Source organism: Saccharopolyspora phatthalungensis, from assembly GCF_014203395.1.
Lineage (GTDB): Bacteria > Actinomycetota > Actinomycetes > Mycobacteriales > Pseudonocardiaceae > Saccharopolyspora > Saccharopolyspora phatthalungensis.
Genome location: NZ_JACHIW010000001.1, coordinates 1,015,368 through 1,029,368, shown reverse-complemented (window position 1 = coordinate 1,029,368; position 14,001 = coordinate 1,015,368). Strand labels below are relative to the sequence as shown.

Here is a 14,001-nt window from a genome sequence, read left to right as displayed (position 1 = left end):
CTGAGAAGATGACGTGACGTGAGTCGCACCGGCGGACTGCCGGAAACGGCCCACTAACGATGTCGGCCGCGCGGGACACCCGTTCGGGCAACGCCGATAACCTTTCGCGTTGTGATTCCCGAGACGCCGGTGGGTGCCGGGCCCGTGGGTTGGGAGCAGGCGCGCTCCCGCTTGTCCGACGACGGTCCGACGGACGCGTCGGTCGGGGCGTCGCCGCTGCACGTATTGCGGTTCCTGGCGGCGGCGTTGCGGGCCAAGGCCGTCGTCGAAGTCGGCACCGGCTCGGGCGAGAGCGCGTTGTGGCTGCTCCAGGGCATGGTGCCGGATGGCGTGCTGACCTCGATCGATGCCGACTCCGCCGGGCAGCGCATGGCCCGCGCGACGCTGCGGGAGGCGGGCGTGCCGACGGGGCGGACCCGGCTGATCGCCGGTCGGGCGGTCGACCTGATGCCGCGGCTGACCGAGGGCGGCTACGACCTGGTGTCGGTGGGCATCGCGACCACGGACTACCCCAGGTATCTGGAGCTCGGCGTCCGCCTGCTGCGCCCCGGCGGCGTGATCGTGTTCGCCGGAGTCCAACTCGCCAGCCCGGACACCCGCAGCGCGTTGGCCGTGGCGCTGCGCGAACTGGTTCGCGCCATCCAGGCCGATGAGGACCTCATCCCCGCCACCGTGCCGACCGGCCCCGGCCTCCTGGCCGTGGCGAAGCGGACGTGAGCGATGCCTTGCGGGCATCGCCGCTCGCGACCGATGAGGCGCGGCTAAGCGGGGGAGACGGAGAGGAGTTTGCCGGAGAGGCCGCGAGCCCGGGTGGACAGGCGCTTGGCGATGTCGTTGAGAACCACCGCGGCCGGTGAGTCGGGGGCATCCAGCACCAGCGGAGTGCCATTGTCGCCCGCCTCGCGCAGCCGCGGATCCAGCGGCACCTGACCGAGCAGCGGCACCTCCGACCCGATCGACCGGCTCAGCGACTCGGCCACCAACTGACCGCCACCGGAGCCGAAGACCTCCATCCGCTGGCCGTCCGGCAGCTCCATCCAGGACATGTTCTCCACCACCCCGGCCAGCCGCTGCCGGGTCTGCATGGCGATCGCCCCGGCCCGCTCCGCGACCTCGGCCGCGGCCTGCTGCGGGGTGGTAACCACCAGGATTTCCGCGTTCGGGATGAGCTGGGCGGTGGACAGCGCCACGTCGCCGGTGCCGGGCGGCAGGTCCAGCAGCAGGACGTCCAGGTCGCCCCAGAAGACGTCGGCCAGGAACTGCTGCAGCGCCCGGTGCAGCATCGGCCCGCGCCAGACCACCGGGGTGTTGCCGGGGGTGAACATGCCGATGGAGATGACCTTCACGCCGTGCGCTTGCGGCGGCATGATCATCTTCTCCACCTGGGTGGGCTTGCCGCCCGCGCCCAGCATCCGGGGCACCGAATGCCCGTAGATGTCGGCATCGACGACACCGACCGACAGGCCACGCTCGGCCATCGCCACCGCCAGGTTGACCGTGACGCTGGACTTGCCGACCCCGCCCTTGCCGGAGGCCACGCAGTACACCCGCGTCATCGAGCCGGGCTCGGCGAACGGGATGCGCGGTTCCTCGGCGCTGCCGCGCAGCATCTTGCGCAGCTCGGTGCGCTGCTCGTCGCTCATCACGTCGAGCTCGACCTGGACCGAGCCGACGCCCTCGACGGCGGACACGGCGGAGGTCACCCGCTGCGTGATCGTCTCCCGCATCGGGCAGCCCCGGACCGTCAGGTACACCTCGACCGTCACGGCGCCGTCGGAGCCGATGGACACGCTCTTGACCATGCCCAGATCGGTGATCGGCCGACGGATCTCCGGGTCCTCGACCTGACTGAGGGCCTTCCGGACGGCGTCCTCGGTGGGCGCGGACTGCGTACTGGTCACGGTTACCTCGGCAAGCTCTGTTGCGGACGTGGTGGATGGTCGCTTCGGACGAAGGCTCTCACACCGCGCTTTGCGGGCAACCCCATGCTACGGACCGGTAGCCCGCCGGGAACAGGGCACTTGACCAGTGGCGTCGCGCCGGGCGGACTGCGCTCGCCGGGTAGCGCGCCGTACTTGTTTGGGGGCGCTGCGCAGTTGGATGAACGCGTTCCGTAATATCAATCTTCGTGGCCGAAATGGCTCTTGATCGATTACCGACGCGAAGTGAATTGTTGGCGTACCGCAGCTTCCTCCGCGCACACGCCAGAGTCACGCGCTGCCTGGAAGGCGACCTGATCGCCGAGCAGCGGCTGACGCTCGCCGCCTACGACGTCCTCGAAGCGCTGGCGGAAGCCCCGGAGCAGCGGCTCCGGATGACCGAACTCGCCGATGTCGTGCTGCTGTCCCGTTCCGGGGTGACCAGACTGGTCGACCGCCTCGAACGGCTCGGCTTGGTGCGCCGGGTGCGGGTGGATTCGGACGGGCGCGGCGTGCAGGCCGTGATCACCGAACGCGGCGAAGCCCGGTTGCAGCTGGCGGCGTCGACGCACCGCACCGGCGTGGCGCGGTATTTCCTGTCCGCGACCGCGGGCGAGCTGGAGTCGCTGATGCGCACCTGCGAACGGCTCGCCGATGGGGGTGTGCCGTCGCCGCCCGGCCAGCGTGCGCAAGCATGAGGGCGTGCACGATGCGACCTCTTCGACTCCCGAGCGGCTGATCCGGGCGGCCGGCCTGGTCCGGTTCGTGGATCGGCGATTGCTGCTGGTCCGCGCCGACTACCAGACCGCCTTCTACCTGCCCGGCGGCAAGATCGATCCCGGCGAGACCGAGGTGCAGGCCCTGCACCGCGAGGTGCGCGAGGAGCTCGGTGTCGACCTGGTCGGGGCGGAATTCCTTGGCCGCTACGTCGCCGACGCGGTCGGCCAGGGCGACGGCGTGCAGGTCGAGCTCAGCTGTTACACGGGCGAACTGGAGGGGGTTCCGGAACCGGCTGCCGAGATCGCCGAACTCGCCTGGCTGACCCGCGAGGAGTACCTCGCCCACCGGGTCACCGCGCCGGCGATCGTCGCCCTGTTCGCCGACCTCGACGGCGATTTCCATGGAAACCGACCCGCCGGTCTCCATTGAAATCGCCTGCGGTTCACGCATCATCCGGGTTTCGGGCGACGGAGCGCGCCCGGCGCTTCTCGGCCGCGCTCCGCAGCCCGGGGACCTCTTCGCGCAGCCGGTCGAGTTCGCTGCGCAGGTAGTCGCGGGTGGCCACCTCGCCGATCGCCAGCCGCAGGGCGGCGAGTTCGCGGGCGAGGTAGTCCGTGTCGGCCTTGGTCTGCTCCGCCCGCGCCCGGTCCTCCTCCAGCGAGACCCGGTCCCGGTCGTCCTGCCGGTTCTGGGCCAGCAGAATCAGTGGCGCGGCGTACGAGGCCTGGGTGGAGAAGGCCAGGTTGAGCAGGATGAACGGATACGGATCCCACTGCATGCCGACCGCGAGCAGGTTGGTCGTGATCCAGCTGATCACGAACACGGTCATCCAGAACAGGAACTTGCCGGTGCCCAGGAACCGGGCGATCCGCTCCGAGATCTGCCCGAACAGCTCCGGGTCGAACGACACGCTGAACCGGTGCGGTGGTCGGGGCTGGTCGAGTCGGCGATGGGTCAGCAGCTCGGGCATCAGCGCGCCTCCCGGTCCCTCGGCTGGTCGGTCGAGCCGGTCTCCGGCTCGGGAAGTCCGCTCTCCCGCCAATTCTCCGGCAGCAGGTGGTCCAGCACGTCATCCACGGTAACCGCGCCGATGAGGTGCTCCTCGTCGTCCAACACCGGCCCGCATACCAGGTTATACGCGGCGAAGTAGCGGGTGACGTCGGTCAGCGACGCCGCCGCCGACAGGCTCGCCAGGTCGGTGTCCAGCGCACCAGCGACCAAAGTGGACGGTGGTTCGCGAAGCATTCGCTGGATGTGCACGCAGCCCAGGTAGCGGCCGGTCGGGGTGGCCGACGGCGGCCGGCAGACGAACACCAGGCTGGACAGCGCCACCGGCAGGTCCGGGTTGCGCACCATCGCCAGCGCCTCGGCGATGGTCGCGTCCGGCCCGACGACGATCGGTTGTGTGGTCATCAGCCCGCCCGCGGTGTCGAACGAGTACGCCAGCAGCCGCTTGACCGGTGCCGACTCCTCCGGCGCCATCAGCCCGAGCAGCCGCTCCTTGTCCACTTCGGACAGCTCGGCGAGCAGGTCGGCCGCGTCGTCCGGGTTCATCGCCTCCAGCACGTCCGCGGCGCGCTCGTCGTCCAGATGCGCGAGCAGGTCTTTCTGATCGTCCTCGGGCAGTTCCTCGACAACGTCCGCGAGCCGCTCGTCGTCCAGTGCTTCGGCGACCTCGTAGCGGCGCTTGGTCGGCAGTTCGTGCAGGGTGCTCGCGACGTCGACCGCGCGCATCGTGTCGAACATGACGAGCAGTTGCTGCACGCCCTGCGGTTGGCCGGTCAGCTCCGCGACGGCCAGTCCGGTGACCTGGTCCCAGTCCAGCACCTGGGTCGGGCCGCGGCGACCGAGCCGTCCGGTGCGCTCCCGGACGGCGAGTTTGGTCAGCTGCCAGTCGCGGGTCCGGGTCTGTTCGAGCGCGACGTCGACCAGGACCGCGGATGCGCCGGAGGAATCGATCACCACCCTGGCGTCCAGAAGTTGGCCGAGCACCAGCAGTTCGTTGGGACGCTGGTGGAAGTGCCGCAGGTTCACCGAGCCGGTAGCCAGCGTCACCGCGCTCGGCTCGATGCGGGTGACCCGCAGCATCGGCACGAAGATCCGGCGTCGGGTGGGCAGCTCGACCACCAGGCCGAGGACGCGCGGCGGCTGCCGCCGGACGCTGAGCCCGGCGACGACGTCGCGCACCCGGCCGATCGATTCGCCATCCGGCCCGAACACCGACAGACCGGCCATCCGGGCCGCGAAGACCCTGGTCGCGGCTGCCACGCGATCAGGCTATGCATTCTCCGAGCCCAGCGCTGCCTGGACGAGTGATACCCGCTAGGGAGTGACCGTTCCGTTAGGAATCGCGACGCTGGCACACGAGTTCTGTGCCCCCGAGCACTTGTCGGGTCCCGGCCACGGCGTGCGTGGTACACACGCAGCAACCCGAGCCGGAGGAGGACAACGTGGACGGTCGACGTGCCCGGCGCAGCTGCCTGGCGGTGCCGGGATCCAGCGCGAAGATGATCGACAAGGCGCGCGGGCTGGCCGCCGATCAGTTCTTCCTGGACCTGGAGGACGCGGTGGCGCCGCTGGCCAAGGCCGAGGCGCGGGAGCGGATCGTCGGCGCGCTGAACGAGGGCGGCTGGGGCGAGAAGATCCGCTCGGTGCGGGTCAATGCGCTGGACACGGAGTGGACCTACCGGGACGTGGTCACCGTCGTGGAGGGCGCTGGTGCCGAGCTCGACACGATCATCCTGCCGAAGGTCAGCACCCCGGAACACGTTCGCTGGCTGGACCTGACGCTGACCCAGATCGAGCGGGCCGTCGGGCTGGAGATCGGCCGGATCGGCATCGAGCCGCAGATCGAAGACGCCCGCGGCCTGGTCGAGGTGGACGCCATCGCCGGTGCCTCGCCGCGGGTGGTCGCGCTGGTCTACGGGCCGGCGGACTTCATGGCCTCGATCAACATGCGGTCGCTGGTGGTCGGCCAGCAACCGCCGGGCTACGACGTCGGCGACGCCTACCACTACATCCTGATGCGCATCCTGACCGCGGCCCGCGCGGCCGGAGTGCAGGCGATCGACGGGCCCTACCTGCAGATCAAGGACGTGGACGGGCTGCGGCGGGTGGGCGGCCGGTCGGCGGCGCTGGGCTTCGACGGCAAGTGGGTGCTGCACCCGGCGCAGGTGGACGCGGTGAACGAGCTCTTCTCGCCACGGCAGGAGGATTACGACCACGCCGAGAACATCCTGGATGCCTACGAATGGCACACCTCGGCAGCCGGCGGCAAGCGCGGCGCGGCGATGCTCGGCGACGAGATGATCGACGAGGCGTCCCGGAAGATGGCGCTGGTGATCGCGGGCAAGGGCCGTGCCGCGGGCATGACCCGCAGCGACCGCTGGACACCGCCGGGGTCCTGACCACCCGGCCTGGAGCCGCTCCCCCGGGAGGGTCGTTTCCACTGGCCAGGTGCCGTGAGCACGGCTGCGGGCGGCATCCCCGAAAAGTCCTGAGCATTCGGGTTGAGTTCGCCCGTTGCGGATCTACATCGTCGGTCGGCGCGGTACGTTTCGAATGATCCGCAGGCGTCGATCGAGAGGGCGGGCTCCGAGGTGGCCACCGCGGCAGGGGCGGAGAACGAGCAGGAACTGCGCTTGGCACTGGCGATGCGCGGCGGCGCGAGCATGGCGGTGTGGATCGGCGGCGCCGTCGCCGAGATCAACCGATTGCGCGAAGCAGTGGCGGACTCCGAGGCGTCGGCGGACACGGAACCGACCGACGCGCACCCGTGGGCGGCACTGGCGAAGCTGGCCGGCTACGACTCCGTCCGGGTCGACGTCCTGGCCGGGGCGTCCGCCGGCGGCCTGAACGCGACGCTGCTGGCGGCGACGCTGGTCTACGGGATGCCCTTCGACCGGATGCGCCAGGTGTGGGTGCGGCTGGCGGACATGGAAGCGATGTCCCGGCCGGTGCCGAGGTTCTGGCAGCCCAGCCCGCCGTCGCTGTTGGAGGGCGACCGCTACTTCCGTGCCGAGCTCATCAAGGTCATCACCGACAATGTGCCGGCGACGGCGGAGCACCCGGGCAACCGCGCCGACCTGCTGCTGACCGCCACGCTGCTGGACCCGGTCGTCGAGCAGCACTTCGACGGCCGCTCCGGGCCGATGTTGCAGGAGCGGCGCACCGCGATGTTCCGGTTCCGGCACCAGGGCAAGGCCGGCGATCCGCTGTCGGACTTCGGTGCGGGCGACGACTTCGCCGCCACCGTGCAGCAACTCGCCCACGCGGCTCGCTCGACGTCGTCGTTCCCGTTCGCCTTCGAGCCCGCGCAGGTGCGTTCCTCGATCGGCAAGCCGCCGGACGGCGAGCCGAACATGGTCGGGGTGTTCTCCGAGACGGCCGCCGAACCGGGGCTCGCGCCGTTCCGCGTCATCGACGGCGGCGTGCTGGACAACATTCCGGTGTCGGCGGCGATCGACGCGATCACGGCAGCACCGGCGGACCGGCCGACGCACCGGTGGCTGCTCTACCTGAACCCGGATCCAGTCGCCTCGCACGGCCAGCGCCGCGAGCCGGGGTTGGCCGTCCCGGTCACGCTGGCGGCCCTGCGGGCCCGGTTGTCCCAGGAGTCGTTGCTGGCCGACATCGACGCGCTGGACGAGCATAACCGGGTCGTCGAGCGAATCGCATTGCGCCGCAGGGCTTTGTTCGCTCCGTTGCGCAACGCGCCGGTTGCCGAACGGGCCGCGGTGCTGGAGCACCAGGCCGATGCCGTCGAGTCCGACAACGCCGTGGTGCGAGCGGAGTTGGATGCCCAGGCGGTGCATCGGCTGCTCACCGAACCCGCGGGCACCGAGGACGGCAAACTGCTGCCACCGGTTGTCGGCGACCCGCTCGCGCAGTGGTCGGCGCAGGCGCGGACACAGCTCGCGCAGCGGCTCTCGAACGGGCTCGGGCGCGAGGCCACCACGCGCGTCTTCGACGACGCGCGTGGCTTGCTCACCGCGGTGCAGGAATGTCTTGCCTGGGCCTGGGATATCGAGCGCTGGGCGCCGGAGAGCCGCGAGATCGGGCGCTGCAAATCCGTGTTGTACCGGCTGCGGAGCTTCGGCGAGGTGCTGGAGGGGCACGCCGACCGGTACTGGATCAACGGCGCGAAGCTGGAGCCGATCGTCGAGACCGCCGAACTCGACGAGTGGGTGCAGCGAGTGCTGCGCCGCCGCTCCAGGCTGCAACACCGATTGCCCTCCCCGATCCGTCCGCTCCTGGGCGCGGCGCTGCGCGCCGTCGAGGACGGTGCGGATTTCCAGCAGGAGCTCGCCGAGTTCGCCCGCGAACTGCTGTCCATCGTGGAATCTTCGGGCGCGGATGCGGTCCCGGACGATGTCGGTCTGGATGCGGTCGCCGAGGCGCGTGCGGTGCTGCACCGCGTCGTCGAACGGCTGGCTGCGGCGGCACCGCCCCGCGAGAACTTCGATGAACCTCAGCAGATCGGCTACGCGCTACTGGAACGCAGCGACCGGTGTCCGGAGACGTTGCGGCAACTGGTGGTGCTCACCGCTCCGCTGGACGTCGGCCGGGTGCCGGGCTCGCGCATCAACCTGCTGCGGGTGGTCAGCGACGAGCAGAGCCCGCTGCCGTTCACCGCGCTGCGGCGCGGGGAAAACGCGCCGTTGCGGATCGCGGACAAGATCCGCGGCCTCGACCTGGGCAACTTCGGCGCGTTCCTGTCCGCGAAGTGGCGGGCGAACGACTGGATGTGGGGGCGACTGGACGCCGCCGCCGCGCTGGTCGGGCTGCTCACCGACCCGGCTCGGCTGGCGCAGCGCCACCGCGGGTCGGAGGAACTCGGCGATGCCCTGCAGTCGATCGTCTGCCGCCCGACGACGGCGGAACTCGGGGAACTCGACGAGGAGCAGTCCAAGCAGTGGCGCGGATTCCTGGCCGAGGTGTGGGCGCGGCACGCCGGCGAGGTGCACGCCGAGCTCGACAAGCTGTTCGCCGACCCGGACGACGAGCACCCGCTGACCGAGATCCGGCGGCTGCTCACCGAGCGTCTGCAGTGGACGATCGCCGCGGAGGAAATCCCGTTCGTGGAGGCCGTTTCCTCCGGGGCGGATCCGCGAGGAGGCCGTCGACAGCCGACGCCCGCGCCGATGCGGCTGTCGAGCGAGGTGGAGCGTTACGACGTCGGCCGCCAGCGGTTTGCCGATCTCGGTGAGTGGCGCGCACTGTCGATGGCGACGCGCTTCGGGTTGCTCGCCTACCGCGCGGCTCGCCCCGCCGGACACGGCGTGCTGCCGTGGCTCGGGCGGCGGGCGATGACGCTGATCAAGCCGTTGCTGATGGCGACCGTGTTCGCCGTGGCCGCACCACGTCGCGCGGCCCTGTTGGGGTTCCTGGCCGCGAGCGCCGTGGCCTTCACCGGCACAGGTGCATCGCTGCCGGACATGCAGCTCGTATACGGCAGCCAGAATGCGTCCTCCGGCTACCAGTGGTATGGCTCGCTGAACGCGGCCGAGGGCGCAGACTTGTCCCGGCTCGGCGCGATGGCGGCCACCTCCGGGGCACCGCTGCTCCGGGGCTGCCCGGAAGGGGCGGAACCCGGCACCGTGGTTGCGTGCGCGGTCGCGGACGAGCATCTCGGTCGGTGCGGCGAAGCGCCGGGCGACTGGATGGTCGTCGCCGATTTCTCGGGCACGTCCTTCGGCGCGGGCGTGCTGCTGGCGGCGCTGTGCACGGCCGTGTTCGCGGTGTGGTCCGGGCACCGACTGGCCCACCGCTTCGGTCGCGGCCTGGCGCATTGGCTGCCCGCGGTGTTCATCGCCGCCGCGCTCCTCGGGGCCGAGTTCTGGTTGTTCACGACCGGATTCCGCCTCGGCCCGCTCGGCCTAGCCGTGGCCGTGGGGCTGCTGACCTGGCCCGCTACGGTCGCTTACCGCTCGTTTGCCCGCGTCGGCGCGGCGGTCCTGACGACCCTGGTGTTCCTCGGGGTCCTGTGGCTGTGCGAGCCAACCGGCTGGAACGGCGGGTGGATTGTCCTGGCCACCGTCCTCACCGGGTATGCCCATATGATCTTGCTCGGCACCGTCGACGTCCTCGCCCCCCGCCCCAGAGAGACCAGCAGTCTCACGTGAAACCGTGGTCAGTGCTCGCGGGCCGGGCCCGGGGCGTCATGCCTGCCTCGGGAGCCGCTGGTCCTGACCCGCATGGTGTCCGCCGGGAGGCAATCGCGTGAAAACCTGGGGGGGTGTGGATGCGCGGGTGTGCGGCGACCGACATGATCTCCCGGTGAACCCTGCGGGGTAGCCTGAAGGGGTAAGGGACATTACGCCGGAATCGGGCTTGCCCGGTCCCGAGGTCCCGATCTTGGCAGCAAGTTCAACGGAGGTGTCAGCGGTGTCCAATCCGTTCACCGGCTCCGGTCGGCAGACGCCGGGCACACCCAACCTGCCCACCCCGCCGAGCGGCTGGCCGATCGGCTCCTACAGCACCTACGAAGAGGCGCAGCGCGCGGTCGACCATCTGGCGGACAGCGACTTCCCGGTTCAGGAGGTGACCATCGTCGGCGTCGACCTGATGCTCGTCGAACGGGTCACCGGACGGCTGACCTGGAGCAGGGTGCTGGGCGGCGGCGCGGCCTCCGGAGCGTGGTTCGGGCTGTTCGTCGGCCTGATCCTGGGCTTGTTCACCCCGCAGGGCAGCTGGATCGGCCCGGTGCTGGTCGGCTTGGGCGCGGGCATCGTGTTCGGCCTGGTCTTCGCGGCGGTCGGCTACGCCTCCACCCGCGGCCGCCGGGACTTCTCCTCGGCCAGCCAGCTGGTCGCGGGCCGCTACGACGTGCTGGCCCAACCCCGCCACGCCGAACAGGCCCGAGACCTGCTCGCCAAGCTCGCCATGCGCCCACCACCACCGGCGCAGTGATTCAGTCGTGAGCGGGCTGCCGGGGCCCGCCACGACCGACTCGACGGAAAGCGGAAACGGACCCAGGATCCCCTGTGCGGAGCCTGGGTCTCCTGCTGCTCGGACCGCTTCAGGCCGGCCGCGAGCCCTCGGCGTTGCGGATCGGCACCGGAGGAAAGCACCGATGCCAGCGTTCGGCGGGCCTGCCGTGCCGACGATCATCGCAGCGCGGCGCGGCCATCGGCGCAGCACGCTGACGTCGTGCTTTTGCGACTTCACGTATTGACAACAAGGGATCCGCCGGACTTGCCTGGACTGATCAAGAGGCCTAGCTTTCCAGCATCGGCGCACCGCCGGTGGTGGCAGGCGACGGAGCGTGGGCACCCCAGTGCTTGGTCGCGGCTGCGACCAGCAACTGGAAGGACCGACCGTGAAAGTTCGCCGCATTCGTCGGGCGGCAGTGCTGGGCGCGTCAATGGTGTGCGCGTCCGCGCTGACCGCCTGTGCCCTGGCCTCGGGCGCGAACACCGTGAACCTCTACAGCGCGCCGGAAGAGAACCTGCAACACAACGTGGACCGCTGCAACGCCGAATCCGGTGGGCGGTACCAGATCGTCTACCACAAACTGCCCCGCGACGCCGATGGCCAGCGCGAGCAGATGGTGCGCAGACTGGCCGCCGGCGACAGCGGCATGGACATCCTCTACCTGGATGTCACCTGGACCGGTGAGTTCGCCGAGGCGAACTGGATCCGGGAATGGACCGGGGAGAACAAGGCCGAAGCGGAACGCGGCACGTTGCAAGGACCACTTGAGACGGCCACCTGGGAAGGCAAGCTCTTCGCGGCGCCGAAGAACACCAACGTGCAGTTGCTCTGGTATCGCAAGGACCTGGTGCCGGAGCCGCCGAAGACCTGGGGCGAGATGATCTCGACCGCCCAGCGGCTCAAGCAGGAGGGCAAGCCGCACTGGATCTCGCTCACCGGCGCGCAGTACGAGGGCCTCTACGTCCACTTCAACACGCTGGTGCAGTCGGCGGGCGGGCACATCATCACCGATGACGGCAAACGCGCGGTGGTCGACGATGGCGCTGTGCAGGCCTTGCGAGCGCTGCGCGACCTCGGGACCGCGGGCGTCACCAGCGCGGCGATGAACAACGCGAAGGAGGACAACGCCCGGCAGGAGTTCGAGACCGGGCAGTCCGCGTTCGAAATGAACTGGCCATTCGTCTACCCGTCGATGCTGGAGAACAAGCCTGAGCTGGCCCGCGAAGTCGGCTGGGCGCGGATGCCCGGCCTGCGGCCGGGCGTCCCGGGCAAATCCACGATCGGGGGAGCCAACCTCGCGGTCAGCAGCTACTCGACGAAACCGGACCTGGCCTTCGAAGCGGCCAAGTGCCTGCGCAACCCGGAGAGCCAGAAGTTCTCCGCCATCAACGACGGCGTGCCGCCCACGATCGAGTCCGTCTACGCGGATCCCCAGGTGGCCGCCCAGTACCCGATGCGGGAGACCATCCTGGAAGCCCTCAAGGACCCGGGCGTGCGACCGGTGACGCCGGCCGCGCAGAACGTCTCCACGGTGCTGTCCAACATGCTCTCGCCGATCGCGGCGATCGACCCGCAGCGCACCGCTGAGCGGATGCGCACCGAAGTGCAGAATGCCTTGGACTCCAAGGGAGTGATGCCGTGATGGTGCAGACGGCCCCAACGGCACCCGGCACCGCCTCCGACAGCGGGGCGATGAGCGAAGGAAAGCGGGCCGAACGCAAGCTCGGCTGGCTGCTCTGCGCCCCGGCCGCGCTGGTAATGGTCGCGGTCACCGGTTGGCCGATCCTCTACGCGCTGTGGCTGTCGTTCCAGCGCTTCGACCTGAAGTACCCGGACCGGCGCGAGTTCGTCTGGCTGGACAACTACATCACGGTGCTGACCAACGGCTACTGGTGGAGCGCGTTCTGGGTGACAGTCCTGGTCACCGTGATCTCGGTGGCGATCGAATTCGCGCTCGGCATGAGCCTGGCGCTGGTCATGCACCGGGCGCTGGTCGGACGCGGCCTGGTACGCACCGTCAGCCTGATCCCGTACGGCATCGTCACCGTCGTCGCGGCCTTCAGCTGGCGCTACGCCTGGACGCCGGACACCGGCTACCTGGCCAACGCGATCACCCCTGATGGCGCGCCGCTGACCGAGCACGCCAGCGCGCTGGCCATCGTGATCCTGGCCGAGATCTGGAAGACCACGCCGTTCATGGCGCTGCTGCTGATGGCCGGGCTGGCGCTGGTGCCCGACGACCTGCTCAAGGCGGCGGCGATGGACGGCGCCGGGCCGTGGCAGCGGTTCGTGAAGGTGATGCTGCCCGTGATGAAGCCGGCCATCCTGGTGGCGTTGCTGTTCCGCACCCTCGATGCCTTCCGCGTCTTCGACAACATCGTGGTGCTCACCTCCGGCGCGCAGGACACCTCGTCGGTGTCCGTGCTGGCCTACAACAACCTGATCAAGGGACTGAACCTGGGCATCGGCTCGACCATGTCGGTGCTGATCTTCATCGCGGTCGCGCTCATCGCGTGGATCTTCATCAAGCTCTTCGGCACGGCCGCACCCGGTAGCGATGACAAGGGGAGGCGTTGATGGCCGGCGTGGGCGGGGCGCAGACCCCCGCGCGGAAAACGAAGTGGGCGCTGCTCAACATCGTCGTGGTGGTCTACGCGCTGGTGCCGGTGTTGTGGATTCTGTCGCTGTCGTTCAAGAGCCCGGCGACCCTCTCGGACGGCAACCTGATCCCGCGCGAGTGGACGCTGGAGAACTACGCGGCGATCTTCCGCACCAGCGAGTTCACCCGAGCACTGCTGAACTCGATCGGCATCGCGCTGATCGCCACCGCGATCGCCGTGGTGCTGGGCACCATGGCCGCCTACGCGATCGCCCGGCTGGAATTCCCCGGCAAGCGGCTGCTGGTCGGCGCTTCGCTGCTGATCGCGATGTTCCCGCAGGTGTCGCTGGTGTCCCCGCTGTTCGAGATCGAGCGGGCGCTGGGCCTGTTCGACACCTGGCCGGGGCTGATCCTGCCCTACATCACCTTCTCGTTGCCGTTGGCGATCTACACGCTGTCGGCGTTCTTCCGGGAGATCCCGTGGGAGCTGGAGAAGGCGGCCAAGATGGACGGCGCCACCCCCGGACAGGCCTTCGGGAAGGTGATCGCGCCGCTGGCCGCGCCGGGCGTGTTCACCACCGCCATCCTGGTATTCATCTTCTGCTGGAACGACTTCCTGTTCGCGATCTCGCTGACTTCGACGGAGAACTCCCGCACCGTGCCGGTGGCGCTGCAGTTCTTCACCGGTGACTCGCAGTTCGAGGACCCGACGGGGTCGATCTCCGCGGCCGCGGTGGTGATCACCATTCCGATCATCGTGTTCGTGCTGTTCTTCCAGCGACGCATCGTGTCCGGACTGACCTCCGGCGCAGTGAAGGGGTAACCGAA

Annotated in this window: 12 protein-coding genes; 9 read left to right on the top strand and 3 right to left on the bottom strand. The window is 69.7% G+C overall.

The genetic code is table 11. The features are described from left to right. The first annotated feature begins 111 nt into the window (after window positions 1–111). Window positions 112–717 (top strand): O-methyltransferase, encoded by a 606-nt coding sequence (locus BJ970_RS04595; RefSeq protein WP_184724140.1) that lies wholly within the window; start codon window positions 112–114, stop codon window positions 715–717. A gap of 44 nt (window positions 718–761) precedes the next feature. On the opposite strand, the gene BJ970_RS04590 is transcribed toward BJ970_RS04595, so the two are convergent. Next, window positions 762–1,901, bottom strand: a complete 1,140-nt coding sequence (locus tag BJ970_RS04590) for an Mrp/NBP35 family ATP-binding protein (protein ID WP_184724138.1) — start codon at window positions 1,899–1,901, stop codon at window positions 762–764. 269 nt (window positions 1,902–2,170) lie between these two features. Here BJ970_RS04590 and BJ970_RS04585 point away from each other — a divergent pair, with 269 nt between their 5' ends. Beyond that, entirely contained in the window at window positions 2,171–2,617 is a 447-nt protein-coding gene (locus BJ970_RS04585) for a MarR family winged helix-turn-helix transcriptional regulator (protein ID WP_246471199.1), read from the top strand. A gap of 4 nt (window positions 2,618–2,621) precedes the next feature. Further along, window positions 2,622–3,068, top strand: a complete 447-nt coding sequence (locus tag BJ970_RS04580) for an NUDIX hydrolase (protein WP_312864116.1) — start codon at window positions 2,622–2,624, stop codon at window positions 3,066–3,068. 13 nt (window positions 3,069–3,081) lie between these two features. Here the strand turns inward: BJ970_RS04580 and BJ970_RS04575 are convergent, their stop codons facing one another. Next, the gene (locus tag BJ970_RS04575; RefSeq protein WP_184724135.1) at window positions 3,082–3,609 is read right to left on the bottom strand and encodes a DUF1003 domain-containing protein; all 528 of its coding nucleotides are present in this window, start codon (window positions 3,607–3,609) and stop codon (window positions 3,082–3,084) included. Then, the gene (locus BJ970_RS04570; protein WP_184724131.1) at window positions 3,609–4,907 is read right to left on the bottom strand and encodes a magnesium transporter MgtE N-terminal domain-containing protein; all 1,299 of its coding nucleotides are present in this window, start codon (window positions 4,905–4,907) and stop codon (window positions 3,609–3,611) included. Before BJ970_RS04570 ends, BJ970_RS04575 begins: the two co-directional genes overlap by 1 nt. A 182-nt stretch (window positions 4,908–5,089) precedes the next feature. On the opposite strand from BJ970_RS04570, the gene BJ970_RS04565 reads away from it, so the two are divergent. The 6 genes from BJ970_RS04565 to BJ970_RS04540 all read left to right on the top strand — a co-directional run bounded on the left by BJ970_RS04565 (window position 5,090) and on the right by BJ970_RS04540 (window position 13,996). After that, window positions 5,090–6,046, top strand: coding sequence for an HpcH/HpaI aldolase/citrate lyase family protein (locus tag BJ970_RS04565; protein ID WP_184724128.1), 957 nt, complete (start codon window positions 5,090–5,092; stop codon window positions 6,044–6,046). Between the two features lie 192 nt (window positions 6,047–6,238). Further along, window positions 6,239–9,763: a patatin-like protein gene (locus BJ970_RS04560; RefSeq protein ID WP_184724125.1), complete on the top strand. Its 3,525-nt coding sequence runs from the start codon at window positions 6,239–6,241 to the stop codon at window positions 9,761–9,763. A 262-nt stretch (window positions 9,764–10,025) separates the two neighbouring features. Continuing rightward, window positions 10,026–10,550 (top strand): YflT domain-containing protein, encoded by a 525-nt coding sequence (locus tag BJ970_RS04555; RefSeq protein WP_184724122.1) that lies wholly within the window; start codon window positions 10,026–10,028, stop codon window positions 10,548–10,550. 454 nt (window positions 10,551–11,004) lie between these two features. Then, window positions 11,005–12,216, top strand: a complete 1,212-nt coding sequence (locus BJ970_RS04550) for an ABC transporter substrate-binding protein (RefSeq protein WP_184728870.1) — start codon at window positions 11,005–11,007, stop codon at window positions 12,214–12,216. Next, complete coding sequence (locus BJ970_RS04545) at window positions 12,216–13,151, top strand: carbohydrate ABC transporter permease (protein ID WP_281399517.1); 936 nt, start codon at window positions 12,216–12,218, stop codon at window positions 13,149–13,151. Before BJ970_RS04550 ends, BJ970_RS04545 begins: the two co-directional genes overlap by 1 nt. Then, a complete protein-coding gene (locus tag BJ970_RS04540; RefSeq protein ID WP_184724119.1) occupies window positions 13,151–13,996 on the top strand; it encodes a carbohydrate ABC transporter permease in 846 nt (281 codons plus the stop codon). Before BJ970_RS04545 ends, BJ970_RS04540 begins: the two co-directional genes overlap by 1 nt. Window positions 13,997–14,001 lie beyond the last annotated feature (5 nt).

What these genes read in the sequence shown, in the direction of transcription:
- BJ970_RS04575 (WP_184724135.1), bottom strand. Translation starts at nt 3,609, where the DNA reads ATGCCCGAGCTGCTGACCCATCGCCGACTCGACCAGCCCCGACCACCG.
- BJ970_RS04550 (WP_184728870.1), top strand. Translation starts at nt 11,005, where the DNA reads ATGGTGTGCGCGTCCGCGCTGACCGCCTGTGCCCTGGCCTCGGGCGCG.
- BJ970_RS04545 (WP_281399517.1), top strand. Translation starts at nt 12,216, where the DNA reads ATGGTGCAGACGGCCCCAACGGCACCCGGCACCGCCTCCGACAGCGGG.
- BJ970_RS04540 (WP_184724119.1), top strand. Translation starts at nt 13,151, where the DNA reads ATGGCCGGCGTGGGCGGGGCGCAGACCCCCGCGCGGAAAACGAAGTGG.